Below are 25,628 nucleotides of genomic sequence, written 5' to 3'. Positions count from 1 at the left end.
CAGATCGAGGAATGCTTCAGAATCATGAAAACAGATTTCGCTGCAAGACCTGTCTATATCAGAAGAGATGACAGAATAGAAGCCCACTTCCTGATATGTTTCCTGTCATTACTTGTTTATCGTTTATTGGAAAAGCAACTTGAAAACAAATACACCTGTGAAGAAATCTTGGATAAATTGAAATCAATGAAATTTGCAGACATTAAAGGACAGGGATACATGCCAACTTACATTCGTGATAAGCTTACTGATGCCCTTCATAAAGTATGCGGTTTTAGAACCGATTACGAATTCATTACTAAAGCTGATATGAGAACTATAGAAAAACAAAGCAAGCAAAGGTAATATTACTATATATCAAGAATCACAAAAATAACGCCAAGAGCCTGATGTATTAAGGCTTTTGGCGTCTTTAGTTGGTATTAAACTGTCAAAGACAGGATAGTAACACCGATATACTTAGCTGTCTATTATACTCGTAGTATAAAAAAGTCTCCTCGCCCATTCGTTTAAAATCATCATATAGCCTCTTAATGATTAGGAGCGCATTTGGTACAAAAGGCACCGCCATCATTTGCATATGTGATTTTACATCCACAATCAGGGCAATATAATGCCGTTGGATCATAGTCATCATCTTCTTCATCTTCACTTTCATCGGATGTAGTTTCTAGAAGTTCTGACTCTAATAGATTATTTTTTTCTAAATAAAAATCATCATCAATGGTTACCTCAGCTGAACCAAATAGATCATCCGGATTTTTGCTATCAGTATTAAATATAACTATTATTTCAACTTCTTTGGTGACTGAGAATTTATTTCTAAATTTATTATAGACTTCCCAGTAGTAGCGGTCATCTTCTTGATCATAATATGACCTGTCTTCATCACGTTCACTATACTCTACAACAAATTCAATAGTCGCGGTTGCAATAATTGTAGCGTTTTCATCATTGACATCATCGACATATTCAAACTCTAAATCAGTACATTCAGAACTAATAACATCTACTTCATCAAAAATGTCTTCCACACTTACAGAACCACCAGTTGTATAAGTATCAATTGTGGCACGAATAGCAGTATTAAAGTCATCTTCATTAAATAAATTCTCAAGTTCGATAGGTAAGTTTTCTTCCGATCTAATTGCTTGATTAATTGCATCATAGAGTTCTGCAAAAACCACAATCTGTTTATCATCTCTGAAAGATTTCCTAAAGCCTTTATCTTTAGATACAACATAGATTTCTTCTCTAGGATTACACGATGCATATTGCCGTATAGAATCTATAATAATAGCATCCTTAAATTCATATGGCTTTTTATTCTCAAAAGGCAGTAGCCTTTTAAAATATTTATTTACAATCTCATCAACATCAACAGTATTTATATCAATTTTTTCAGCGATACATTCATTCAAAAACTTATCCCAATTGGCTCTAATCTCATTTATCATTTTGTCGGAATCCAAAGAGGATATTTTTACACTTAATGAATCATCATGTTTGAACGGAGCTAATGCCCTGCTGTCCATGAGAAGCTGGTTGTACTGATTTATTGCCACAGAAAGATTTTCTGAAATATTATGATACACTTCCTGATAAACAATTTCATTGTATAGTAAATCTATTTCGCCGTTTTGAGCTAAATCTCGTAATTTAGATAACTGTCTATTATTAAATGAAAAGTTCAAATTGTCGTAAACACTTGTGTCTAGAAATATTTTTATTGCCATCTCTTCAAGCCTCCTTTGATGTTGTGAATATTATTTCATACTGCTGAAATCAATTCAATGAAGATGGAAATAAATCATGCAAAAATAATACTCGATTTGCATATTAGTAAACTCTAACCACTATTGCCCCAAAGGCATTACTTCATTTTCTCCAAATACTTTACAGGCACTTTCTTTGTGAGCCACACTCCATTCTCAGATAAGAAAAATTCTATCCCATCCTTATCCATTACTCCGCTCTTCACCTTATAGATTACAGGCTTGCCATGCCTTTTCCCGACATTCACAGCTGTGTCATAGTCCTTGGACAAATGAACATACAGCCTGGACTTGGGGATCAGTCCCTGTTCATCAATTGATTTTTCATATTTCTCAGCACTTCCATGATAAAGGATATCCGGAGGAGTGACCTTTTTCAGCTCCACATCTACAGGTATGGAGTGCCCCTGATTCGCTCTGATAAGAGTATGGTCTTCATTAAAAGAATATCTCTGCTTATTATCAGTAGCTACTATCTCTTCCAGCATTTCCATGTTTATCGGCGAAATCTTTGAAATTCCTGCAATCAATTCATCAACGTTTGCCCATCCATGCTCATCCAAAGATATGCCTATTGTTTCAGGTTTATGTCTCAATATAAGACTGATAAACTTGCTAACTTCTGTATTTTTCATTCTCAATCTTCACTTCCTTCTCTTATCATAATCATTTGTTAAATGTATCATTATACAATATGATATGCCATTTTTATGCGACAGTGATTTTGCAAAAATCAAGTTTACGAGATCTCGATGGGGAATAAAAGAGTTGTTGGGGAGCCGAATAAAACCTTATCTTCTGATGGATAATTTTCGAAGGAGGCAATAATAAATGCATAGTATTACCGGCATAGAAAATGCCGATTGTAAAAAATATTTTCAGGAGGTATCTCGCAAGATGCATACATTACTGTAATTCCCACTATACCCAAAACGATATGGTCTGCAAGTCTTTCATCCTTAATAATCCATCAGAACACATTTACATTCCTTGCAGATATATCCAGCATTTCGAGGTTTCATCCATCCATTCCCCAAATTTATCTGCACTCCACCCTCTGAAGCAGCCTTTTTAGCAGTCAGGAGCTGTGGGAATACACGGTTAAAAACATCCGATGTTGCCCAGAAAAGCACCGGCCATCCCCTGGATGTATTCGCACTAACACTGATCTCTCCTTTTGTCATCTCATTTCCGCATTTAGGACATTTCATATAATTCCTCCATTTTCAGACCTGTTGTTATGATAATTATACGAAAACCGGAGAACACAATGCATATCCGCTATGGTAAAAACTGTATATCTATCCTTCTAATAATGCAAAAAAGAACGGCACCTCATTATGAAGTACCACTCAACATAAACACTATTATTACATCAATACCTTTCCACTTTCCCAAGCATCTCCAACTTTTTCACCAACAACATGATAAGCATTATTGAAGGGATCAAAAGTAATTGGCTTAACCTTACTTACATCAACCTTACCATCTGTAAGCACAGACTCATCAACGCTTACATTCACGATCTCACCTTTAAGAATGCATGAATCATGATCAAAGCTCTTTACCTTGCACTCCATACATACGGAAAGCTCATTTATGATAGGTGCGTTCACATTTGGACTCTTTGTTGCAGTAAAACCTGCCTTTGAAAACTTATCCTCATCATTATTGCCTGAAGCCATACCGACAAAATCACAGGCCGCTACATGGTCTGCGTCTGCCATGCTGATAGTAAAAGCACCTGTCTTCTCGAAATTCTTGCAAGTCTTATGATCTACAGAAAGACACACGGAAATCTCTTTCATCTCACTGATTCCACCCCACGCCGCATTCATGGCATTTGGTTTTCCATTCTCATCATAAGTACCGATAATCCATACCGGCTGCGGATAACTAAATGGTTTTGCTCCAAAATCTTTTCTGCTCATATTCAGGTCCTCCTTTTTCTGTATTGCTTAACTACAAAATCCATCTTTTCTCCAAACAATTTTTTAGCACATCAATACTTTATCCCTTCAGCATCAAGTCTCAATCTGTAAAACTCCTGCAACCATTCAGGTTGTTCCTGCACTGTCTTAGAAATATCCCTCAGAGTCCTTTTACCCACTCTTCTGTCAAAAATCGCCAGCATCCTTATAATAGGATCTTTGTCTGCAATGCTATCCTTTATATCCTGATTAAGATACTTTTTTATGGAATAGGGAACTAAACAAGAATCAACGATACCATCTTCTGCTGCTCTGATCCTACCCTCTTCTTCTGCAGCAAGATTTACCTCCTGATTGATTATTTCCCCATCATCAGTCCACTCTCGTCCAGGAATATTCTGCTCCCTTTTAACTTCAGCTCCATACCTGAATATTGCCATTTCATTATATGGATTTGCCTGAAAAACTTCCTTCCCATCTATCCTTACAGCAAATCTTCCGTAATCATCCGGTGCTCCATGATAATTTGTCCTGAAATACTGAACTCTGTTTTTTAAGGTCTCACATAAAAGATCCTGCTCAAGTTTTTTCCTTATACTGCTCCACGACTGTGGCATCACTCGTCTCCTTCTTCTCTTTCAAATATATAGTCATTTGCATCCAGCTCCTCTTCCGTTTCGAAGATCGTGAGCTGTTTTGCGTTCTTCGTCATTTCATCGTAGGCCGCTCGCTCAGCCTCTGTTAGTTCTCTTATTTGCAACAATAACCCCTACCTTTTTTGATAATACACGTAATATCCCTTCAAACAACTGCCGATATCTATACTGTCACAATCAATCTTCGGAGGGATATCTGATATGAAAAGAGATAAAATCGCATGCTCCTGCAAAAACGTTAATTATGGCAAAATCCTCGATGCAGTCAAAAATGGTGCGGATACATATGAAAAAGTCCAGGAAGCGACTGGGTGTGGTACCGGCTGCGGAAAATGCCGTGACTTCATCACTACCATGATCCGCGATATCATTATGTTTCCAGAAGATTACGCATGATTGTATCCCAGATACTTCATCACGGTCTCAAGCCCTTCCATCGGAACACAGAACGTCCCATCCCTATGTTTGCAGCCTTCAAGCACTTCATCTATATTGAACCACTTTACTTCTTCAACTTCCTCGGTCTGAAGAACAAGCTTTGTCTCATCCACTGGCTTTTCATAGACATATACGAAAGCTACCTCGTTGTCTCTAAACATCTTTCCATGAAATTCCATCTCATACTTGATATGGAACTTACCGGCAAAAGTAAAGTCACCCTCATGAGCTTTTATTCCCAGCTCTTCGAACAGTTCTCTCTGCGCTGATTCCAGCGGATCATCACCTGCCTGGATGTGACCGGCTGAAGAAGTATCATACATCGAAGGAAACGATTCCTTGTTTGCGCTTCTCTTTTGCAGTAATACCTGGTATGAATCACCAGCTTTACGGACTATCCATGTATGAGCAGTTCTATGAGAAATCCCCTTATCATGCGCTTCTGATCTTGTGACTGTCCTGCCCACAGGAAAACCATTATCATCTGTTACATCAAAAATCTCTTCCACAAAAATATCCCCTCTTGCACTTCATTATATTTAAACCTTACACATAATCAGTCTTCACGCATAAAGTCCATAATTTCCTTATTTCGCTCAAGCATATTGTAGATGCCATCCTCAGACAGGACTCCGCGCTTTATATTATCCGGAATCTCATCATTCTCATCCGTAGCAAAATCATCTTTCCAGTCCTGGCTTGTATAATAGCTTTCCAGTTCTTGGATCTGCGGCTGCATCTCTGCCAATTCGGTCATAAGCTTATCTATCTCATCCAGCTTACTATTTGCTCTATCAAGTATGCTATCCATTCTATACACACGCATACGCAGATGTGTCCTTGCATATCGCTCATCTAATCTGGCTTTTACATAAAAATAACGATCTTTAATCTTTTCATAATCATAATTATTATCTGTATAAATCCTATATCTTGAAGCGTTATCACATATATACTTAATGGCTTCCTGATCTGATATACCTTCTTCCTCCTGTTTCTCATAAGCAGAATGAATGAGCATATCCAGATATATTTTTTTCGTTAATCTTTGTTTACGTGATTCACTTTTCATCACCCAAGATCTCCATAGTTTTTGATTCACTATATTATCAGCATTATTGCTTCCAAGGTATCCGAACGAAATCTTCGTTTCCTTTTCCATAGTATTGATGATATCATAAAAAACCCGGAGCAATCACTGCTCCGGGCGGATAAATAATCGAACGTCCTCCCGGACGACCTGACGACTCCTTCGATTGAGGGAGTGGCACTTAGAGGACGCAACAAAGCGCCAGTAATCTTCAATTTCTGAAGATTATTGGAGCCATTTATTTTAGAAAGGAGTACAGCCCGGCTGATCTCACAAAATCCCCTACCAGACTAAAATGCCCTGTGGCTACATACCCTACTACCCAGAGGATGGATCATTTCATTCGGATATGCATTATGACAAACAAAAACAACTATTTGTAAATAGCTTAAAAATCAAAATCATCAAAATCGTCAGCATCAAAACCTGCATCCTCGAGGGCTTCACGTCTCTCATCCGGATCCATCATCTCCAGATCATCCCTGGAAAGACCCGCCATTTCAAGCTCGTCCTCGAGTTCATCTTCCTCATCATCATAATCGGATGAATCATCATCCTCCTTGAAAACTGTATCGTTTATAAAAGCCCATTCACCGGCATCTATATGCCCATCATTATTCAGATCAAATGGAGTATTTCCAAATATATCATCAAAAGGTCCCTTCATAACAAGCTCCTTTCCCATCAGTGATGCTCATTCCAATAATCTTCAGCTGCATCATAAGCTTCGTCTTCATCATCGTAGTCATCTTCATAGTCGTAGAATTCTTCATATTTATCATCAGCAAAATCCTGCGCGGATTTATAATCATAAACATCATAGGAATCATATTTCTTCTTGGAACTTGAATATGACTTCTTTGAAGTACTCTTCTTGCTGTATGAAGAGCTGCTGCTTGATGTTGTGGTAGGCTTATGCTCGTAGCAGTAGATACTGCCAGTACTTCTCTTCCTGGTACATCCGGACTTAGCGCAATGCCCTACGGAAGTACTTGTATAGGACTTGGTACTGCTAGAATATGAGCTACTTGAAGAACTCGTAGATGGCTTATGGACATAACAATATATGCTTCTGGTGCTTCTTTTCCTGGTGCATCCAGATTTAGCACACTGACTGTTATATGCCTTTGTTCCCATAGACAAGCTGCTAAATAATGTAATAGCCACTGCAAATGCTGTTAAAATTGTAATAATAGTTTTTCTCATGATCCTGACCTCCTATACTTCCACGAAACTGTGAGGTTTTAACATATACTCTATATTTCAGCAATTGTCTATTCAGTCACCATACATGCTTCTTCTGAGTTCCTCGTCATATGCTCTTCTTGAATTCTCTTCAAAGATGCTATATTTACCATCCTTGTTGTAATCCCATCTTTCTCCACCACCATCAAGCTTTTCCATTCCGCCATGTCTGTAGTTATCTACGCTATACGGGTCACTGCTCTTCTTGCTAGAGCTGGATTTTGAAGAAGAGCTTGTGCTCTTTTTACTTGAGCTGTAGCTACTGGACCCACTTGAGTACTTCTTAGTGCTGCCTGAATATGAACTGCTACTTGATGAAGGTGTATGTAAATAGCAATAGCTACTTCCATCTGCTCTATCTCTCATACAATCCGATCTTATGCATTTACTCTTTGCATCTGCCTCTAATGACATTATTCCAATCATGGTGATTGCTACAACGAATGCTGTAATAAGATTAAAGACTGATTTCTTCATTTATCCCGCCCTCCATAACTTCTCCGAAAACGGTGTGGTATCTCTATATACAAGATAATCCTTTGGGTTTTCCAGTTACATATCTGTTTTGGTGAATTATGTGTTTCTATTTTTCTATATACTCATCCTATCAGATATGGTGTCCCAAAAACCTCTCTGCACACTCGAATTTATGTTCTTATTCTGTCAATTCAAGTATTTATTTCTTCGTACATTAAGATCTTTAACTTCAGAAATATAAAAACCTCTTTTTTCCTGTGGCAGAATACTATACTGATAAAGAAACATACGCCCCATTATTTCTCTACTGGTTTTGGCTCCACAGTTTCTTATGTTTTTGATCTCAACTCCTGATTCTATTGCATCAGCAAGTTTTCCGATTGTATCCAATCCCACCCGTTTTAAAGAATAATATGCTCTGACGCTTAATTCCAAAGCTTCTATTGGTGTATCGTACATACTTGGTTTTAAATGAAAAGTGAAATAGAATTTGCCTCCTTTACTTGCTCTCAATTTATCAAAAGAAAAAATCTCAGCAATCTGTTCCATCGTCCGACTCTGATCTGTGCTCATATCTAATGCCTCCGTAAACATCCTTGATGATCTCCCGGATCTGGCGGCACTGTATCTCTACAGCGTCATCCCTGCAATCCTTTTCAATCATCTCAGCTAAATATTTGAGATCATGGGCAGAATCAGATACAGCGACCATATGAATATGATTCTCCTTGTGAGTTGTGAAAATCTGACGTATGAAGGCTGTCTTTGTTGCAACATACTCCAGCGTCCTTTCGAACCCCTCCGAAGTTGTAATGATATCTATAAGCATGGTGATCTCATCATCACGTCTGATGTATGTATTATAACCACGGATTATGCCTTCATTCTCAAGTTTAACTATCCTCTTTTTTGCAGCAACTCTTGAAATACCAAGCCTATCACCTATTTCCTGATAGCTCATTCTTGCATTTCCCTTGATCATACCCAAGATCTTTTTATCTGTTCCATCCATTAACTCTGCTCCTTATCAGTGTCGACTCTGATTAAGTTGATTATATTTATCCGAAAAAACTTATGCAATAGCGCCGGTTACGATTCGTAACCAGAACACAGTCCTTCAATCCTCTCCCGTCTATGAATTCTCTTAAGTCTCACAAAAAATCCATCGCCTGATCTTTAAAAGACGATGGATTATTACTATGCACACATTTAATTATCTAGAGATCCATAAATTATACTCAATCCTATAAGTACTGACCAAATACAACAGTATTAATGATGTTCATTCCAATAATCTTCCGCTGCATCATATGCCTCGTCTTCATCTTCATAGTCATCTTCGTAGTCGTAGAATTCTTCATATTTATCATCTGCAAACTCCTCGGATGATTTATAGTCATTCACATTATATGGATCATAGCTATTTTGGCTCCCTGCTGAAGATGCCCCCTTTTGGTTTGGCTTTGTACTTTCCGAAGTGCTGCTTTGTATACTACTCTTACTTGATGTTTTTGAGCCATATCTGTCCTCGAACTGCTTCAGAACTCCATCAGACTCCCAGTAATCATAGTACTTTGTCTCCCCTGTTTGCTTATCTTTAACTGTCATAGAATTCACATATTCAAACGTGTATATATATCGTGAAGTATTGAAAATGAATTTTGCTTTATGATAAATATCTAGGTAAATCCCTCTATATTTCATGGAAGACATACCTTTATTTTCTTCATATATCTTATTGTATTCGCTTTTTTCATAATACGCCTGAAGGTTATCCTGCATTTCATTTATCATAGTAACCATAATCAGACATCTTTCTTTAAGCATAAGCTCATTTATGCTGTCATCCAGCTTTACTGTTACACTATCATAATTAGTATGAAACCAGGAATTACTAAGATTATTGTCATCAAATATAGTAACGACACTTATTTCTTTGAAATAATCACCATCTTTCTTGTCATATATATCAGCTTTTTTTATATCATCGCGGTAAACTTCCCGTGCCGCATCCAAGGAATCATACAGCTTTTCATTCTCCGCTTTCATCCAAATACGCACACCAACAAGAATAATAATAAATATCGCTATCAATATTGGAACCAGGTTACTATTCTTCTTATTATTCATAAATTATATCATTCGTATCTATACATTTTTACAACTAAAGATATTTAAGCAATTAAAGATTGATTAAACAAAGCTAAAATTATTGTAAACTTTCTCATTTTACTAGTCCAAGTATATAAGCGACCATAACTTGTTCACCAGCACCCAAATCTATCTTTTTATCCTTCCATGGTACTCAAATTAAGATATATGGAACCATAGACCCCCTACAACTTATAACTATTCGTTAAGGATCACTGTTTACAGCATCTGCTGGAACCGGCAACTTTATTGATGATGATAACTTTGAAGAAGTTGAAATACATGATTATGTTCCGAGAAAAGCCAGCTTTGGCGTATATCTTGACGGGGATAGTATGGAACCTGCTTTCAAAGACGGACAACTGGTATGGATTGAACAGACAGAATGTCTTGATTCCGGAGATATCGGACTCTTTTACCTGGACGGAAAAACTTATTTCAAAAAATACATTGTGAAAACAGCCGGTAATTTCCTGCAATCACTAAATGCAAAGTATAAGCCAATTCCCATAGGCGAATACAGTACATTCAAAATATTTGGCAAGCTCGCCATTGATTAGTGTCCGTAATATAGGACACTCCTTTTGGTATGGTGGCACTTGTCAGAAAGGCTTTACCTATTACCGAGAGGAGATGATGTTTTGAAAGATTTGTCTTATTCCAACAAACTCTATGACCTTCGTAAAAAGAAGAAGCTGAGCCAGAATAAACTGGCTGAAGACTTGGGAATCAGCAGACGCACTATCAGCATGATAGAAAACGGAGAACAAAATGTTTCCCTGGATTATGCTTATAGGATCTCCGCCTATTTTAATCTGCTGGTTCAGGAAGTTTTCCCAGAAACAAAAGAAAAATCTGGCCAAGCAAATACAGAATAATCTATTGGTACATCAGCCCGCTACAAGAGCGGGCCAGTTTATGCCTAAAACTCACAGGTGAGAATATACTTATTCTCTTCATCATAATACTCTGCGTACAAGTAATTCCGATCATTAGTAATATGATACTGACCCTTCAATATCTTCCCTAATAGGCGTCTAAAACCTTTTATTCAATGGCACACCTACCGTATTATCATCAGGTCATTCCTGCCTTATGTTACTTTATGCGATTGTTACTTAGTTGAATCTGCGATATTCTCAGTACTGTTAATCAACTTATCAAAGTCACTTTCATATGTCTTGTCCTGTATAAGTCTATATTTTTCAAACTCGCTCTCTGCAAATTCTTTTGCTATAGCCGCAGTTACTTTCCCTTTATTTTGCAGAACTTCAGCATCGTTAAAAACAAGAAATGCATCTAATTTCGATTTCCAATCTGCCATTGTCATCGGAACATGCCTCTTAGCCTGCCTCGTCGCATAATCAAGATACATTGTTACTATCTCATTTAGTTCTTGTATTTCATCTTTTAACAAATAGTTTTTTGCTATTGAAACATCCGTCTTTATGATTTTCCCATCCGGTGCGTTTTTCCATGAAGTTAATCCCATGTGTTCCTTTGTGTGATCAGCTCTGGATACGATAAGTTCTGCAGCTGTGTTTCCATGAACAGCATAATGCATTTTATTCTGCACCGTTGCATAGAATTCTCTTGTCACAGGAGCATCTTTATCATAATCTGCAGCAGTTGCATATATATCTGTTATTTTCTGGTAGAATCTTCTTTCACTGGCTCGTATTTCCTGAATTTCAGCTACTAACTGATCAAAATAATCTTCATCAAATATTTTTCCATTCACTAGTCTGCTTTTATCAAGAACATAACCCTGTTTAGTAAATGCATCTAATACCTTCGTTGCCCATTGTCTAAATTGTGTTGCCTTATCAGAATTTGTCCTATATCCTACAGCAATAATCGCTGCCAAAGAATAAAACTTATAATTGTAGTTTTTTCCATCATCAGCAGTTTGTGCATATTTTGCACAAACTGAATTTTCATCCAATTCCCCCGACGAAAAAATTTTTTTGAGATGCTTCGAGACAACTGACCTATCAATATCAAAAAGCTGTGCTATCGCATTTTGAGTTAACCAGACATCTCCATCTTGCACTCTAACTTCTATTCCATCACTTTTAGAATCTTTGGTAAAAATCAAAAAATCAACAGTACTATTTCTTATCTGAACATTCTTTTTCATACGAAAACCCTCTTTTTATCTTTATAAAAGATTCTTTTAAAAATCCACAGCCCTCTTTATCTCTTCCTCTGTCGGATTCCCCTTCTGCAAACCTCCCACCAACTTAAATAGGCCATAGGTATTGAAGCCAGGACAAGTGAATTCCCCTACAATCACAGCATTCTTACCCTTTATGGACTCTGCCATTGATTTTGAAAAATCCTTATTCATGGCACTTGTCATTATGAAAAATATCTTCTTATTCTGAGGAAGATTAGCCTGTGCAAAATTCTTAACCTGCTGATGGAACTGCGCTGCGTAGATACCTGAAGCAAAGCCTATAAGCTCATACTCACTCAGATCTTTCTCCGTTGTAGCTGTTGCGTCAATCAGATCGCCCTCGAATTCCTTTGCAATGGCATCCACAACCTTCTTTGTATTCCCATGATGTGTCGAAGCATATACTATCGCTGTTTTACTCATTATCCGCACCCTCACCTTCAAATATTTTTATGTCCACTATAGATTATATCCCAGATGCAACCTTCATTATAGTCATACAATAGAAAAAGCCGCCTATCAAAGGCAGCTGTTGTTTTAGGAAGGATGCTGTCTGGTTCTACACCAGACAGCGGTTATGAAAAAGTGTTTTATCAATATTAACAAGAGTTTCTGTCCTCTATCAGCATAGCCTCTCAGGCAAACTTTACAGCTGTTCCATAAGCCATTATCTCAGCTGCACTCTGCATTACAGAAGATGAAGAATATCTTACACCAACAATCGCATCTGCACCAAGAGCCTGCGCTTCCTTGATCATCCTGTCAGTGGCAAGTTCTCTTGCCTTACCCATCATCTCGGTATAACTTCCAAGCTCACCACCCACCAGAGTTTTAAGTCCGGATCCGATATCCTTAAAAGCATTGATTGTCTGAATAGTACTTCCCTTTACAAGACCAAGCATTTCCAGATTCTTGCCGGATATTGTTTCTGTAGTAACCATTAACATACCTGCCACCTCCTTTAGAACAGCTTCCTTCCAAGCCAGATGCATATACATGCACCAACAGTTGATACAATCAGGCTTCCAATTAAGCCTGTAGCTGTAAATCCGATGAGTTTAAATACAAATCCGCCAACTACACCACCAAGAACTCCAAGAATGATGTTCTTAAATGTTCCGGATTTCTCATTCATGATATTGCTTCCAATGAAACCTGCAATTGCTCCAAGGATAAGTCCACCAATAATTCCAAACATGTTGTTTGCCTCCAATCTTACTCTTCACATTTTCATGTGATATTTCAATACCACTATTTATGATAGTTATTCTGTAATCATTTTCAATGCTTCTGTTTATGATATAAGTATATGTCCGGTTCATGTCATAATACATATTCATAGTTGTAATATCGATAAACATATTCCCCATAAGTGGTAAAATATAGGAAATGATTTCTTATGTGAGGTAACAAAAATGGCAAACGATAACGAAAATCATGATAATAATTCAGAAAAGAAAGATAATAAAGATATGCTGATAGGTGCCGGTGCTTTACTTTCTGTAATAGCCGTACCATTTACCATCCTTGCCGGGCTCCTCTTAAATGACAGAAGAAAGAAATAGATTTCTAAAATGCCCCGGGAATAAAGATTAATCCCCGAGGCATATGTAAATCCTGTATTCAGTTTTACTTCACTTCGTCAGTGGAGCCGTCCTTCTTAACCACCACCAGTTTGCATCCAAGTCCGAATGCTGCTACAGATCCTGCTATAAGTGCCCAGGGTGCTGCTGCAAGTCCAAGAACTCCGCCGATGATCCCGACATTTACAGGGACACTGAGAACAATCTCATCGCCCTTCTTCACCTGAATTCTGTCTACATTGCCATCCTCAACTATCTTCTTAAGCTTATCAATAAGCTTCTTTACGTCTTCTTCCAGCTCACATACCTTGGGCTGAAGGAGCTTTATTGCCTCATCTGCATCGCCATTTGTCTGCTGCAGCGCTTCCTTGGCAGCTGCGTAGTCAACTCCCGTCTGATTCATTACCTTTTCAATTGCTTCAAGTGTGATGTCCATAATGTCCTCCTCTTTAGGATACCTTTACTACAAAACCTATAACATTTTTATTTTTTATCTATATAATCAGCGGATAAGGAACATTTCCGTTTCCGGCTGTTTTTGTTTGTCTTTTACCTTTTCTGATTCTGATATCAGATGCTTTATGGCATCCCTGACAGGAAGTACATAGCACATTCCAATGACAGCAAGACAGATGCTCTCTATCATGAACATCGTATTTGCCTCACTGGCTGCTTCCCATGCAAGAAGAACACCAACGATAATTGCTAAAGCACCTGCGTATTTCTTTAATCTGCTGTTCATGCCGTCCTCCTCATAAAAACTCCGGGATAGTTCATCCCGGGGCATCTGATCAAAGGTTAAATCCTTTAATTTCACCATTGTCGTCAGAACGATTGTAAAATTGAAATATCTTCAGATAAATGTTCTTCCTCGCAAAAATGGCATGTCTATTCTTCTTTTACAGAGTTTTTTTACATCCTTATCCTGACCGTATGGTATCACCAGAACCAAAAATTCAGGCCACCCCACACTGATGATGGCCAAATTTACACGGAACTCATTTATTTTTTATGAATAAAAATTTCAAATATGCCACCCAAAAAAGTATTTTTAAAACATTAAATTTTCCTCTAAAGTTATCTTTCCTACCCATCGATATATTTCCTGTAAGCGACAAGGAACATTCAAATGGCCAATACGAATGAAACAAAAATAAGATGATTAAATGGAGGTTTCTCTTATGTATATGTACGAACTGTTTCTTTCAAATGACGTAGAAGGCAAAAGCATTCACTTTATCCAAACAAACCACAAGGTTGACAACCTTGAGAAATGGCTTAGAAAGCTTGTAAAAGATAACACTATCACAGAAGATATTGCTAACGCAGTAACCTTCGTTTGGTAATTTAAATATAAATAATAAGCATAAATATGCCAGGGTCTTGAGAAAAGATCCTGGCTTTTAATATGTCCATATTTCCATTGTTGATCCCACACCTTTCAGCCTGCCACGACACTATCAGCGAATCTTATAAGCTCTGCCTCAATCCTGCTATAGTCTGAAGCATCCAGTCTGCCGAAGGGCTTTCTGTATGTAGCTGAATTATCTATGAAACCAAATTCTTCCATAAAACTCTCAAAAATCTTACGCATAATTTTTCCTCCATTACTTTAATCAGGACATTGTAACAGTTATGATCAGCCATCAATGTGAATGTTCTCAAAGCAGTGTGTGCATTCTACATCGTCCTGCATCACATCCACTGTTATGTATTCATGGCAGTGAGGGCAGCTGATTTCCATCATCTGAGTCTTTGCTGCTTCTGCTGTCATTTGACCGTTGATACCAGCACCTGCAACAATTGCAACTGCTGCAATTACCATTGCTATTCTCTTTACCATCATGCTCCCCTTTTTCATTCCAGATACCTCTTTCAAATAATGTTTTTCGCTGTTATCTTTTCGATACTGTAATCTTATCAATCCCTATATCACAGTTTTATCACTCAGCGTCCAACAGATGTCCACAGTCCAATATCCATGCGCATTTTCAAGTTCTCCTTATGAGAATATGATATGAAAACCGCACGATATTCTGTATATCAAAGAACGCAAAATAAATATTTGTAATCCTCTAATATAGATAACGAAACAAAAGCGCCAAAACCTTCAGTACAAAGATTCTGACGCTTAACATTTTATGCTCCGTTCCAGCGCTCATCAGAAAATAATCATGATAATGAGCCTAAGCACTCTATCCAGTACATCATAGCCGTATTTATCGTAGATGTTTTCAAGAGCGCCAACTGCACATATGCCTCCGACTCCGGCTGATGGAAGGATTTTAAGCTCATAGGACTCCACAAGCCCCTTAATCAGAAGCTCCTTATCCTTACCCGCCTCGCAATTTGCATTGAATATCTCGTATGGTGACAGTGCTTTCACATTCTTCATCTGATTAGCGAATATATCAGCTTCTTCGTTATACTCCAGATCATCGTATATCATGCACCAAACCGGTGTTTCTCTGCTCTCAGATACCATGGCAATTATTTCCGCAGTATGCTGTCCGTTGAAAACATAGTTAATACCATCTCTTCTACTGACCTTCATGGGATTTACCTGGTTTATATCAAAATTGGCAGCCGCCCTTCTTACATGCTGCATCGAGAGGTTACGCTGATAATCCTGATTCGACACGAGATCCTTTATCGGGATAAGCTCAAAATGCACATTAGGTACAAAATCATTATATTCTTCGTTCATATTAGCCTGTCCTTTCTTCCAAGGAGCTTTGGATATCCTTTATTGTCAGATCAAGTGACGCCAGTTCTCTTGATAGCCGTATACGCGCCTTGGTCGCAATCTTTGTAAAATCAGCAGTTTTATTAACCCTCTCTATCGATGATACCCATGATCCTATTGTCATGCATAAACTGTTTACTTCAGAATCCGGATCGTACGCTGGCATCTGCCTGATAGTTCCCGCCTTAGGTACCCGTTTTTCCACCTCGCGTTTAGCCGTCAGTATGCTTATCTGATTTTCACATTCTCATCAATTTCTTTTAACTTCGCTTTAGGATAATGATCTAAACTTAGAAACATCAAGAGGAACGAAACCTCTTGAGAAGTCTACGCTCCGCTTCGGTCGAGCGCAGAGCAATCGTCCCCCGGACGATTTGCGCCCCCTCATAGAAACTTTTCTTCATAACACAAGCTGCCAGGCTCTTAATGAACCCGGCAGCTAACCCTCAAAAATTCAGCTGCAGAAATGCAGCATTTATATATTATGGTATTTGTAGAATTGCGAGAGATTCGAAGAAACGAAGCAATTCGTATATCATACTATTTCTTTTGACCACTTTTCCAAAATCTCATACAGCTCATCAAATGACGTTGCACAGTAGTCAATATTGTACTCCAGCATAGCTTCCTTCACATCTCCTGATGGCATGAACCATACAGAGGTAATATGCGCGTTCTTAGCCCCAAGCATATCTGATGTGAGGGAATCTCCGATCATAATACAAGATGGCCTGGGTTCTCCGATCCGCTCCATACATACATCGAAGAATTCCGGATCCGGTTTCGTCACCCCTAAATCTTCGCTAATAAATATATCGTCAATATATTGATCAAGACCTGTGGAGGCAATCCTCCCCTTGGCATTTATGGTTACACCATTGGAAGCTATATAAATCCTGGCCTTTTGAATTTCAGCTTTTACTCTCTTTACAAAATCCAGTGCACCATCCATAAGCACGCCATTCACGGACATAGTCTTTATGAATTCATCGTTGGTTTTTAGTGGATCAAGGTTTGACGAATCTCCCTCACACTTCCCGAAGATATATTCAAATCTTTTAATGAAAAGTTCCTCTCTCGTAATTGTCCCTTTTTCCAGTTCCAACCAGAGTGACTTGTTGAACTCTTTAAAAGCCTGATATATCTCATCTGAGAACGAGAGGCCATTTTTCATAAGAACAATTTTGAGTGCTGTATATTCAGAAGCATGAAAATCCAACAAAGTCTGATCCAGATCAAATAATAAATTTCTATGCATGACTAATATCCAATCTCTCTGCAAAAAAAATCCACTACATTGCCACGAACATCAGGTTGAATTTTTCACCATATTCCCTGCAGTATTCTTCCGCTGTAGATCCTGCATATCCATGAATCCTGATAGTAAACTTATCGCTTCTGTCAGTGATCGCAGGCCACTCTATGAAGGTCTTTGAATTATGAAAGTAGATATCTTCTATGTTTGGACAGTTCGCAAAGTTCCAATAGGTAATTTTTTTACAGGTTGCCGGAATATGTATTTCTTTACATTTGTTACCGCGTATTGCATCAAGACCGATGTCTTCTACTGATCCCAGATCAAGATCTTCAAGCTCTGAATGTGTCAGAGAACATGTATTAAGATATTTAACTGAATCCGGCAAATGCACTTTTTTGAAGCTTCTCTTCGGACCATCATCGAAATGGGTCCTTTCTGCAATTCCCACAGTTCCTTCCCTGATAGCTAGTTCAGATCCGCACTCTTTTTTAATCTCGATCATCCAATTTCCAACATACATACACTCATCGCTGGAGCTTAGGAACTTTTTCTCCATCGATGTTCCAAGAAATGCCCACTTACCAACCTTTGTGACTGATGTCGGTATCGTAACTTCGGAAAGCTTACTGCAATTCTTGAAAAGATTTTCCGGTACTTCCCATATACCTTCAGGAAGATCCATCCGTTCAAGCTGCGGACAGTTTTCAAAAGCGCTCGCACAAATAAGGTCAGCCTTTCCGGTGAATGTAACACTTTTCAGGAGCACACATCCGCAAAATGCCTTCTGTCCAATATAGGCGCAACCCTCAGGGAGTTTAACTGTTTCCAAAGTCTTGTTGTTTTCAAAGGCGCGGTCGCTTATTGAAGTTATGTTGCCTGGAATGACCAGATTTTTGTTTATATTTTCCGTAGCTTTATAAAGGGTATTGTTGATATAGCATATACCACTTAAAAAGGATATGAACGGACAATTACCGAATGCATTACTTTCGATATCAACACGATTTCCGAACTGAACATCCTTCAGTTTTGTACAGCCATCAAATGCTCCTGAAGAAATTCCTATTATTTCCTCAGGAATAACAAGCTTTTCTATATCAAGATTCTGAAAAGAATCCTTATAGATGTGGTTCATTTTGTATCCGCCGACATTTTCAGGAATTATGAGTTCGTCTCCGATAACTATATCCTGCGTCGAAGGTGCCAGTTCATCGATCCAGTATGATCCTTTTACTTCATAGGCATGCGTTGTTTCATTCCAAATTAATCCTCGGCTTTCATATGCCTGTTTCGGCTCCATTCCTCCTCGATCCACATCCATCCGCGCGTTGTATGCTCTAAAATCCAGCTCAATCTTACGTGCGTCTTTTCTGGTGAGCGGTGCAGATTTGCCATCATCTCTTATATACGCAAACCACCCGCCAGCGTATATCATATCTCCGTAAAAATTAACTTTTTTCATCCAGGTATGCTCCTATTTTGGGATTCTTTCTCCTGTCTCTGAATCAACAAAGAGTTTCCTTATGAAGAAATGTATTGTTCCATTGCAGACAGACTTTAATTCACTCAATCCCTCAAACATCCAACAGGTATAATTTTTACTCCATTTTCTGTAGTATAAGCCATTGTTGCTGTAGCGCATATAACAATCAGCGCTGAAGGTTCACGATATTTAGGCCTTGGATGTTTCGGATTCTTTTCAGCCTCTTCGTTATATTTTCTTATTAAATCTCTAAATTTCAATAACGAAGCTTCTGCCTCCGGAATTCTATTTGTTCCGGTTTTTATTTCAATGAGAGCATAATCACCATCCTCAAACTGATAAATTGCATCTGCCTCAAGTCCCATGTCATCAGTATAATGCAATATACGTGCATTATGAGCCTCTGCATATACTATCAAATCTCGTAATATCATGTTTTCAAAAGCATGTCCAAATAAATCTAAATCCTTATTAAAATAATCAGGATTAACCCCTAATGCAGCTAAACCAATGGATGGATCAACAAAAAGATGTTTTTTTGCTGCTCTTATCGCTGTCTTAGACCTGATTTGCGGTGTCCAAGCATCAATATCTTTTATTACGAATAATTGTTCTAATACATCTACATATGAAGACAATGTAACATCTGACACACTGAATGACGCCTTAACATCTGCATAAATGTTTGTTTTCTTCGCCGTAGTTGCCATATTTCTTGCATATGACCACAAAAGAGTTCTAACCCATTCAGGATTTCGCTTTGTTTTGTCAAAGGCACTTACATCCTTTTGATAGATTTGATTAAAATAATCTTTTGCTATTTCTAATTTAGCAGACGGCGACTTCAGTGCCATGCATCGAGGCCACCCTCCCCTGCATACAGCAAAAAACAATTCTTCCAATTCTATTGCACAATCACAGCCATCAATATCATACTCATTATCTTTAATTATCCTTGATATTGACACCTTTCCATTTGACTCACCTGTTTCGAAGAGTGTCATTGGAAGCATTGTAAGCTCAGTTATTCTTCCTGTTCCCGTGTGTGGCGTATCAACTTTTTTGCTTGATGATCCGGTTAAGTAATACTCTCCGACAGAATCCGGATTATCATCACAGTCCTTCCTTATAGTCCCCCATATCTTTGGCGCATCCTGCCATTCATCGAATAATATAGGTTTATCATTTTTCAAAAACAGCCTGGGTGATGTTTCGGCTATATTCATATATCCATCTCGTTTTTCTTCATCCTGGAACTCAATTGCTGTCTTACAACGTTCCTTAGCTGTTCTGGTTTTACCACATCCTTTTGGTCCAACTATACTAACTGCATTAAATGCCGACATTTTTCGATCTATTTCATCATCAATTATTCTCTTTATGTATTCCATTGCATTGCTCTCCTGTCCTCTTATCCTCTTATTGTAGCAAGCCTCATTCTGAATTACAATTTTATTTTTATGATTTTCGAATTATTTATTTTAGTATTTTCGAGTATATTGTTTTATTATTTTCGAATGATTTGCTTTATTTTTTTCGAATAGTCCAGCTGTCAAAACATATACCTTCACAGAGTATTTTTCATCACCTAAGGCATACTCATCATTCAAAAACACCCTTGCACCGCCTATATGTATACCTTTGGGAAGCGCTTTCCATCGCTGAAGGCATATCCAACATTAAAGGACACCCAAACCGCACCAGTATGTATACCTTCAGTACAAAATTTACTCCCCTAAAGGCATACCCCAACACCAAAAGCGCCTAAAAGCAACCCTAACCCACCAACATATATGCCTTCATCAAGCCTTTTTCATTTCCGAAGGTAAAAAAATGGAATTTCCCACACATCAGAACGATGTGTAAGTACCGCAGTCGCGGTAAAAAAATAGAACACCACTACAAAATAACTGCATTCTTAAACATTACGGGCGCCGGTACCTCGGCGCCCGAAAAGCTAACCAACCCGCATAAACCTAGGAGTATTACTTATCAATAGACTTAAGGCTTGGCCTGTTATTGCACTCACTCCTTACTCTACCCCATGACACCTTATTATGCTCTACTGTGATTATTACCGTATTCCTTGTCTTACCTTATTGTTGGTAAAACAAATGCTGTCGTTTTGATGTCATTTTTCAAAAAGATTTCTAACTTTTTGAAATCGAGTGCTTAGCTTTTCCTTGTTAACCCCGAAGAAAATGGATTTTGCTGCAGCAATTTTGCTGTCAAATCTTTTACATACCCCTCGCGAACCGCATGGATACTGGGCTTATTTATCAAGTGATTTAAGTGTCGGAAGCATAAGTCCTCCTCTTCTTGTTTACCCTTAATATCCCTTACCATGCCCGATAACCGAAATATCATGTTTCCTTGCTTATCCCGATTATACCTTGTGGTTCTGAAGCTGTTTGCTGTCAAACTGCTGTCAGTAGGTTATTTCGCTGTCAAAAGCATTTAGTCATATAAGATTATGATTTACAAATCTGTTTGCGTTTCTACTATTCATAATATAGCAGATTAAAATAAATCCTCCAGCTCAGAAGCAAGCTCTGCAAATGCCGCCTGCTTACCTTCCTCTGTTGCCTCTGCGTAGATATCCATCGTTGTTTTAATGTCTTTGTGGCCCATGATTGCCTGAATGATTTTCAGATTGGAAATCTTCTCACACAATCTGGTGCAGAATGTATGCCTCAAATGATGGCAGGTAAAATGAGGAAGAATAAACGCTTCTCTGCGCTCCTTCTTTGCATTAAGCACTTCTTCGTTGTTGTAACTGTCAACGATGCGCTTGATTGCACGATTTACCGTCTGCGGATTGATCACATTACCATATTGATTGAGGAAAATGAAATCTGTCATTCCATCAAGCACAGGAGATACCATCCCATATTCATCCTGTTCATCCTTTATCATGTCAAATGCATCCTTTACTGATGAAAGAAGAGGTATGGTTCTGATACCGGCTTCTGTCTTAGGAAGATGGATTCTCATCATTGCTGATCTTGTCCCTTTAGTGGGATAGTAAGCAATAGAATGATTCACCGAAATCACTTTGTCTTCATATAGAATATCTTCCCATCGAAGCCCTAGACATTCTCCGGCTCTCATCCCGGTACCAAGAAGTACTGTAAAAACCGGCCACCAATGGCAGTAAACAGGATGCTCGGAAACATATTCCATGAATACTTTCTGCTGCTGCTTTGTCAGAGCATGTCTGATACCTCTACTCTTGCTGGTATTCTTGCTGACTTCTGCCATGACACCATCCGAAGGATTTTTTCTTATGATGTCATCACGAACTGCAAGCTGCAGAGTCGGATGGATGACGCAATGCACAGAATCAAGAGTTCCCAGTGCTATCTCCTCATCATTCAATAGATGTAAATAATAATGAAGCACATCTGAATACTTGATATCGGCAATCTTCTTAAGTCCAAAGCTGTCTCTTACAAAATGGTCATATGTGTAAATATATCCGTTTCTGGTTGAATCGCGCAGGTTACATTTTGTCTTAATGTAACGGTCAAATGCTGTGTTAAGGTCTGCTTTTCCTCTGGCATAGACATCAAGTCCATCAAGCTGGTCTCTCATGAGGCCTTTCTCTTTTTCCCTGAGTCCGGCAAGGTCTTTATCATAAATGAAAGCCCTGTTACCAAAAGGATCAGTAAAGCTGTACACATAACGTCCATCGCTTTGTCTGATATATTCACCTTTTCTCAGCATCCTGCCTTTGCTATCTTTTCTCACTGTCATGCTTTTCTCCTTCAAACAAAAACATGACATGATTAGAACAGCCAAAGGATTCATCCAATTTCTATTATGACTCATATCCAGGCATCCTTCAATAATTTTCTAATCATGTCATGTCTTATTCAGCCATGTTAATAATTATCTGATATCTACTACCTCAAAAGTATCAATATAATTCTTCATTACTTCATAATTGATGAGAACCATATTGGACACCTTTCTGAAAGCACCGCACTCATGTCCAAGTCTTTTGATAGTATCTTCATTCATACCAAATTGCTCAGGGGCATCTGTCAGTCTTATAAAAGCCGGCGGTCCCTGATATCTAGATCTCTTTGGTGTTGCCATTTTCCATTCCTCCTTATGCACATATCTGCTGCATATTCTCCATATGATAGAGAGCGGATTCCTTAACCTTCAGTCGGTATCTATACACCCTTGTGCGCAGTGCCTCAACAGTTATTCCAAACTCATCGGCAATATCTACAGGCTCGTCTTCACCACTCAGATACTTTTTAAAAAGCCTGCGCTGTCTTGGTTTCAGCTGTCCAAACTGCTGGGTAACAAGTTCATATCCCATTCTCATCCTATGTATTGTAACTATCTCCTTGCGATGTTTTTCAGGATTTATCGTCCCCTGAATAGCAGACAACCAGTCGCCTTCATGGATTGCCCTTTTTAATTCAGCTCCATTGGTTCCTGTATTTCCCGTTGGATCACTTATATTTGAAGTCTGCACTCTGACTCCAAGATCAGATTTCTCACTATTTCTCTTGTCCTCACGCTCTGTGAGAATCACAAGATAAAGACTTCTCTCGAATCCATCCAGCATACAGTCAAAATTGGAATAGTTATCAAGAATAATCTCAACACGTTTTTCCATCGTTGCATTCCCATAGGTCTTAACAATGCTTTTTCTGCCCATCGCACTCCCCCTTCATGAAAATAGTCTCTTATAAGAATTGCTTTGTTCCGGAACATTTTTATTGTACTTTTTATGACACAGAAAAAGATTCCCCAATATGTGATACTTTATCAGGATTTGTGATATTGCCACATCTATTCCAAAGTTATCATCATTTCAATCCCCACATAAAGAGGTCCAAGGCATCAAAAAAGAGGACTCCGAATAATTCTCGGAATCCTCTGACATCACAGACTTATGAAATTGACACATCATGCATGAACTGGGACGCCGGGGCAAAGCTTATCCAGCCTCTCATTGCACTCCGCTTCGGTAATATCACCATTTGAACAAAGTTCGATGATGTTGCCCATTTCCTTACTGATACGCATGAACTCTTCATCTGATATCTCATGGTCTGCATACTGTTTTGCCAGCTTGTTATAAAAATCAGCTCCAATATCAAAGCTTCTGTCGTCAAATCCGCTCATATCAAATACCTCCTTCAGAATAGATGAATCCATATTCTGATGCATGTTCCCTGAGAAATGCGATCATCATATCATTTTCAATTCTGGCTCTTACGTCCCAGGTAAGGTCTGTAGGAAAAATCTCACCTGACTTTATCAATTCCATGATCCTGTTGCTAAGTGCATCAGAACCTGTTGCGTTCCACGCATCATTTATGAATGACAGGCTCACAGCTGCATCACTTTTTCTCTTTAATGAAAAATACGTGCCCTGCGGTGTAGAAACCCTGCACTCAAGCAATCCGTCCAATACTGCACTCTTTATATCCTGCCTGGAAAAACATCTTCCGGTGGGATGATTATGAGTAAAAATTCTGTCCTTTAGAAGTTCATGCGGTGGGAAAACTGAATGCTTATCTCCATAGGTAACATCCACAATCACACCCTGACAATTGATGGTAGTTCCCACTTCTATATCTAGCTGCATCTTTTCCTGTTCCACTTCATGAAGAACATTTGCTATGGCATCCTTGTTTTCATTATATTCGTCAAAAACCGTTTTCATATTAACCCTGTCTTTCTGTGTTGCCTATAATTTTATCATCCGGCAATTTATAAGACAAGCATCCATAAATTGCCATGTTTACTGCGTCTGTCCTGGTCTAATCCTTCCGTTATCTGCCTATCATAGTCAGAGCTCGCAGCTGCCTGAGTGCCACCTGTCTCACATCCGGTCTCTCTATTTTTTTATACAGCCTCCTCAGTTCCACAAGTCCCTCGATCTCGTCCTGTATATTTTGATCCTGTTCTCCTGTTGCAGTTCCTTTGAGTATCCAGTCAGTTGTAACACCGAATCTCTCAGAATAGGCTACCAGGACATCCAGTGATGGTACTTTCCTGCCTGCCTCGATCCATGAAATGACACCGTTATGCGACTGGTGAAGGTTCCTTGCCAGCTCTGTCTGCGTAATCCCGGCATTCATTCTAAGCTCCTTAAGTCTCTTTCCAACAGCTTCATAGTTAATTGTTTCCATTTTCTCTCTCCATTTCTGAAGTCAGAAAACGGAAAACTCCACCTGCCCAGTGCTATGTGTTTTGGCAACAAAAAAGAAAGCCTGCAAAACGATATCGAAAACAGGGGGCTGTCGCATTAGATGATTAAATCATCTGGGCGATGGCCCTTTTTCAGGCCTAAAAATCGGTACTTATATCTGCTTTCTGCTCATATCTCATATTTTTAGAGTAACTTAATAGTCCGAAGATATCTTCGGATCAGATACAGGAGTTTGATTTTTAAGGATCAAAAATTATGCCGTTTTCTTTAGCTCAAAAAGATGAGTTCCTGTTCGGCCGGCCATGATCTTGTGATGCAGTTTATTGATATCGAATCCGATTGCAAGCAACACGCTTTGTGCAAGAACATTCTTCGTCCCCTTATACAAATATCTTCTGAAGTTCATGTCTTCTTTTACATTTGCAAATGAACCCT

At 38.6% G+C, this 25,628-nt stretch carries 39 protein-coding genes and 1 pseudogene; 6 read left to right on the top strand and 34 right to left on the bottom strand.

Features of this window, described 5'->3' with window-relative positions:
• A pseudogene (locus G602_RS0114920) lies at positions 1-345 on the top strand (IS1634 family transposase); the annotation flags it as partial.
• A 185-nt stretch (positions 346-530) separates the two neighbouring features.
• Here G602_RS0114920 and G602_RS0114915 read toward each other — a convergent pair.
• The 6 genes from G602_RS0114915 to G602_RS31230 all read right to left on the bottom strand — a co-directional run bounded on the left by G602_RS0114915 (position 531) and on the right by G602_RS31230 (position 4,466).
• Complete coding sequence (locus G602_RS0114915) at positions 531-1,736, bottom strand: PIN domain-containing protein (RefSeq protein WP_026659704.1); 1,206 nt, start codon at positions 1,734-1,736, stop codon at positions 531-533.
• A gap of 137 nt (positions 1,737-1,873) precedes the next feature.
• Positions 1,874-2,410, bottom strand: a complete 537-nt coding sequence (locus G602_RS0114910) for an RNA 2'-phosphotransferase (RefSeq protein ID WP_026659703.1) — start codon at positions 2,408-2,410, stop codon at positions 1,874-1,876.
• A gap of 324 nt (positions 2,411-2,734) precedes the next feature.
• Positions 2,735-2,986 (bottom strand): PF20097 family protein, encoded by a 252-nt coding sequence (locus G602_RS0114900; protein WP_026527803.1) that lies wholly within the window; start codon positions 2,984-2,986, stop codon positions 2,735-2,737.
• 159 nt (positions 2,987-3,145) lie between these two features.
• Positions 3,146-3,706: a flavin reductase family protein gene (locus tag G602_RS0114895; protein ID WP_026659702.1), complete on the bottom strand. Its 561-nt coding sequence runs from the start codon at positions 3,704-3,706 to the stop codon at positions 3,146-3,148.
• 71 nt (positions 3,707-3,777) lie between these two features.
• Positions 3,778-4,323: an SF0329 family protein gene (locus G602_RS0114890; RefSeq protein WP_026659700.1), complete on the bottom strand. Its 546-nt coding sequence runs from the start codon at positions 4,321-4,323 to the stop codon at positions 3,778-3,780.
• Complete coding sequence (locus tag G602_RS31230) at positions 4,323-4,466, bottom strand: hypothetical protein (protein ID WP_155829927.1); 144 nt, start codon at positions 4,464-4,466, stop codon at positions 4,323-4,325. Before G602_RS31230 ends, G602_RS0114890 begins: the two co-directional genes overlap by 1 nt.
• Positions 4,467-4,563: 97 nt before the next feature.
• Here G602_RS31230 and G602_RS0114880 point away from each other — a divergent pair, with 97 nt between their 5' ends.
• Positions 4,564-4,758 carry a (2Fe-2S)-binding protein gene (locus G602_RS0114880; RefSeq protein ID WP_044932260.1) on the top strand — a complete coding sequence of 65 codons (195 nt, stop codon included), beginning with the start codon at positions 4,564-4,566 and terminating at the stop codon, positions 4,756-4,758.
• Here the strand turns inward: G602_RS0114880 and G602_RS0114875 are convergent.
• From G602_RS0114875 to G602_RS0114840, 8 genes are all read right to left on the bottom strand, one after another.
• Positions 4,749-5,309, bottom strand: a complete 561-nt coding sequence (locus tag G602_RS0114875) for an NUDIX hydrolase (protein WP_026659698.1) — start codon at positions 5,307-5,309, stop codon at positions 4,749-4,751. The genes G602_RS0114880 and G602_RS0114875 overlap by 10 nt on opposite strands.
• Positions 5,310-5,356: 47 nt before the next feature.
• Positions 5,357-5,872, bottom strand: a complete 516-nt coding sequence (locus G602_RS31505) for a DUF4298 domain-containing protein (protein ID WP_242835624.1) — start codon at positions 5,870-5,872, stop codon at positions 5,357-5,359.
• A 406-nt stretch (positions 5,873-6,278) separates the two neighbouring features.
• The gene (locus G602_RS0114865) at positions 6,279-6,575 is read right to left on the bottom strand and encodes a hypothetical protein (RefSeq protein ID WP_049945253.1); all 297 of its coding nucleotides are present in this window, start codon (positions 6,573-6,575) and stop codon (positions 6,279-6,281) included.
• On the bottom strand, positions 6,575-7,096 hold the full coding sequence (locus G602_RS0114860) for a hypothetical protein (RefSeq protein WP_026659695.1): 522 nt from the start codon (positions 7,094-7,096) through the stop codon (positions 6,575-6,577). Before G602_RS0114860 ends, G602_RS0114865 begins: the two co-directional genes overlap by 1 nt.
• A gap of 72 nt (positions 7,097-7,168) precedes the next feature.
• Positions 7,169-7,612: a hypothetical protein gene (locus G602_RS0114855; protein ID WP_026659694.1), complete on the bottom strand. Its 444-nt coding sequence runs from the start codon at positions 7,610-7,612 to the stop codon at positions 7,169-7,171.
• A gap of 186 nt (positions 7,613-7,798) precedes the next feature.
• Entirely contained in the window at positions 7,799-8,161 is a 363-nt protein-coding gene (locus tag G602_RS0114850; protein ID WP_026659692.1) for a DNA-directed RNA polymerase subunit alpha C-terminal domain-containing protein, read from the bottom strand.
• The gene (locus tag G602_RS29120) at positions 8,145-8,624 is read right to left on the bottom strand and encodes an Lrp/AsnC family transcriptional regulator (RefSeq protein ID WP_049945252.1); all 480 of its coding nucleotides are present in this window, start codon (positions 8,622-8,624) and stop codon (positions 8,145-8,147) included. The genes G602_RS0114850 and G602_RS29120 overlap by 17 nt, the downstream gene beginning before the upstream one ends.
• Before the next feature lie 260 nt (positions 8,625-8,884).
• Positions 8,885-9,742: a hypothetical protein gene (locus G602_RS0114840; RefSeq protein WP_026659691.1), complete on the bottom strand. Its 858-nt coding sequence runs from the start codon at positions 9,740-9,742 to the stop codon at positions 8,885-8,887.
• 236 nt (positions 9,743-9,978) lie between these two features.
• Between G602_RS0114840 and G602_RS29115 the strand changes: the two genes are divergently transcribed.
• Positions 9,979-10,323, top strand: a complete 345-nt coding sequence (locus G602_RS29115; protein ID WP_256374982.1) for a S24 family peptidase — start codon at positions 9,979-9,981, stop codon at positions 10,321-10,323.
• Positions 10,324-10,404: 81 nt separating this feature from the next.
• On the top strand, positions 10,405-10,641 hold the full coding sequence (locus G602_RS0114830; RefSeq protein ID WP_242835622.1) for a helix-turn-helix transcriptional regulator: 237 nt from the start codon (positions 10,405-10,407) through the stop codon (positions 10,639-10,641).
• A gap of 236 nt (positions 10,642-10,877) precedes the next feature.
• On the opposite strand, the gene G602_RS0114825 is transcribed toward G602_RS0114830, so the two are convergent.
• From G602_RS0114825 to G602_RS0114810, 4 genes are all read right to left on the bottom strand, one after another.
• Complete coding sequence (locus G602_RS0114825; RefSeq protein ID WP_026659688.1) at positions 10,878-11,903, bottom strand: virulence RhuM family protein; 1,026 nt, start codon at positions 11,901-11,903, stop codon at positions 10,878-10,880.
• A 36-nt stretch (positions 11,904-11,939) separates the two neighbouring features.
• Positions 11,940-12,365, bottom strand: coding sequence for a flavodoxin family protein (locus G602_RS0114820; protein ID WP_044932256.1), 426 nt, complete (start codon positions 12,363-12,365; stop codon positions 11,940-11,942).
• Positions 12,366-12,577: 212 nt separating this feature from the next.
• Positions 12,578-12,889 carry a YbjQ family protein gene (locus tag G602_RS0114815; protein ID WP_026659686.1) on the bottom strand — a complete coding sequence of 104 codons (312 nt, stop codon included), beginning with the start codon at positions 12,887-12,889 and terminating at the stop codon, positions 12,578-12,580.
• 14 nt (positions 12,890-12,903) lie between these two features.
• Positions 12,904-13,140, bottom strand: a complete 237-nt coding sequence (locus G602_RS0114810) for a GlsB/YeaQ/YmgE family stress response membrane protein (protein ID WP_026659685.1) — start codon at positions 13,138-13,140, stop codon at positions 12,904-12,906.
• Positions 13,141-13,357: 217 nt separating this feature from the next.
• Between G602_RS0114810 and G602_RS30565 the strand changes: the two genes are divergently transcribed.
• On the top strand, positions 13,358-13,507 hold the full coding sequence (locus G602_RS30565; RefSeq protein WP_155829925.1) for a hypothetical protein: 150 nt from the start codon (positions 13,358-13,360) through the stop codon (positions 13,505-13,507).
• A 64-nt stretch (positions 13,508-13,571) separates the two neighbouring features.
• On the opposite strand, the gene G602_RS0114800 is transcribed toward G602_RS30565, so the two are convergent.
• Both G602_RS0114800 and G602_RS0114795 read right to left on the bottom strand, forming a co-directional pair.
• A complete protein-coding gene (locus tag G602_RS0114800; RefSeq protein WP_026659683.1) occupies positions 13,572-13,961 on the bottom strand; it encodes a DUF4342 domain-containing protein in 390 nt (129 codons plus the stop codon).
• Positions 13,962-14,027: 66 nt separating this feature from the next.
• A complete protein-coding gene (locus tag G602_RS0114795; RefSeq protein WP_026659682.1) occupies positions 14,028-14,267 on the bottom strand; it encodes a hypothetical protein in 240 nt (79 codons plus the stop codon).
• Positions 14,268-14,706: 439 nt separating this feature from the next.
• Between G602_RS0114795 and G602_RS30560 the strand changes: the two genes are divergently transcribed.
• Positions 14,707-14,871, top strand: coding sequence for a hypothetical protein (locus G602_RS30560; protein ID WP_155829897.1), 165 nt, complete (start codon positions 14,707-14,709; stop codon positions 14,869-14,871).
• A gap of 95 nt (positions 14,872-14,966) precedes the next feature.
• Here G602_RS30560 and G602_RS30555 read toward each other — a convergent pair whose 3' ends face one another.
• The 14 genes from G602_RS30555 to G602_RS31020 form a co-directional block, all read right to left on the bottom strand.
• The gene (locus G602_RS30555; protein ID WP_155829923.1) at positions 14,967-15,119 is read right to left on the bottom strand and encodes a hypothetical protein; all 153 of its coding nucleotides are present in this window, start codon (positions 15,117-15,119) and stop codon (positions 14,967-14,969) included.
• A gap of 45 nt (positions 15,120-15,164) precedes the next feature.
• Entirely contained in the window at positions 15,165-15,386 is a 222-nt protein-coding gene (locus G602_RS0114775) for a hypothetical protein (protein WP_026659681.1), read from the bottom strand.
• Between the two features lie 300 nt (positions 15,387-15,686).
• Entirely contained in the window at positions 15,687-16,232 is a 546-nt protein-coding gene (locus tag G602_RS26855) for a DUF6551 family protein (protein WP_330369209.1), read from the bottom strand.
• 1 nt (position 16,233) lies between these two features.
• Positions 16,234-16,437 carry a hypothetical protein gene (locus G602_RS26850; protein WP_049945251.1) on the bottom strand — a complete coding sequence of 68 codons (204 nt, stop codon included), beginning with the start codon at positions 16,435-16,437 and terminating at the stop codon, positions 16,234-16,236.
• A gap of 369 nt (positions 16,438-16,806) precedes the next feature.
• Positions 16,807-17,529 (bottom strand): YjjG family noncanonical pyrimidine nucleotidase, encoded by a 723-nt coding sequence (locus G602_RS0114760; protein ID WP_026659680.1) that lies wholly within the window; start codon positions 17,527-17,529, stop codon positions 16,807-16,809.
• A gap of 34 nt (positions 17,530-17,563) precedes the next feature.
• Complete coding sequence (locus tag G602_RS0114755; protein WP_026659679.1) at positions 17,564-18,991, bottom strand: leucine-rich repeat domain-containing protein; 1,428 nt, start codon at positions 18,989-18,991, stop codon at positions 17,564-17,566.
• Positions 18,992-19,095: 104 nt separating this feature from the next.
• A complete protein-coding gene (locus G602_RS0114750; protein ID WP_026659678.1) occupies positions 19,096-20,403 on the bottom strand; it encodes an ATP-binding protein in 1,308 nt (435 codons plus the stop codon).
• Between the two features lie 1,129 nt (positions 20,404-21,532).
• Entirely contained in the window at positions 21,533-22,768 is a 1,236-nt protein-coding gene (locus G602_RS0114745) for a site-specific integrase (RefSeq protein ID WP_026659677.1), read from the bottom strand.
• A gap of 135 nt (positions 22,769-22,903) precedes the next feature.
• Entirely contained in the window at positions 22,904-23,113 is a 210-nt protein-coding gene (locus tag G602_RS0114740; protein WP_026659675.1) for a DUF6462 family protein, read from the bottom strand.
• A gap of 13 nt (positions 23,114-23,126) precedes the next feature.
• Positions 23,127-23,690 carry a hypothetical protein gene (locus G602_RS0114735; protein ID WP_026659674.1) on the bottom strand — a complete coding sequence of 188 codons (564 nt, stop codon included), beginning with the start codon at positions 23,688-23,690 and terminating at the stop codon, positions 23,127-23,129.
• A gap of 251 nt (positions 23,691-23,941) precedes the next feature.
• Positions 23,942-24,160, bottom strand: coding sequence for a hypothetical protein (locus tag G602_RS0114730; protein ID WP_026497038.1), 219 nt, complete (start codon positions 24,158-24,160; stop codon positions 23,942-23,944).
• Between the two features lies 1 nt (position 24,161).
• On the bottom strand, positions 24,162-24,704 hold the full coding sequence (locus G602_RS29110; RefSeq protein ID WP_026659673.1) for a hypothetical protein: 543 nt from the start codon (positions 24,702-24,704) through the stop codon (positions 24,162-24,164).
• A gap of 109 nt (positions 24,705-24,813) precedes the next feature.
• Entirely contained in the window at positions 24,814-25,173 is a 360-nt protein-coding gene (locus tag G602_RS26840; RefSeq protein ID WP_026659672.1) for a helix-turn-helix domain-containing protein, read from the bottom strand.
• Positions 25,174-25,446: 273 nt separating this feature from the next.
• A partial coding sequence (locus G602_RS31020; RefSeq protein WP_026491028.1) for a transposase occupies positions 25,447-25,628 on the bottom strand: 182 nt, incomplete at its 5' end.

It is taken from the genome of Butyrivibrio sp. AC2005, assembly GCF_000424145.1.
In the GTDB taxonomy this organism is placed as follows: Bacteria; Bacillota; Clostridia; order Lachnospirales; family Lachnospiraceae; genus Butyrivibrio.
Note: the sequence above shows the minus strand (reverse complement) of the source record. Positions and strands in the feature narration are given on the sequence as shown.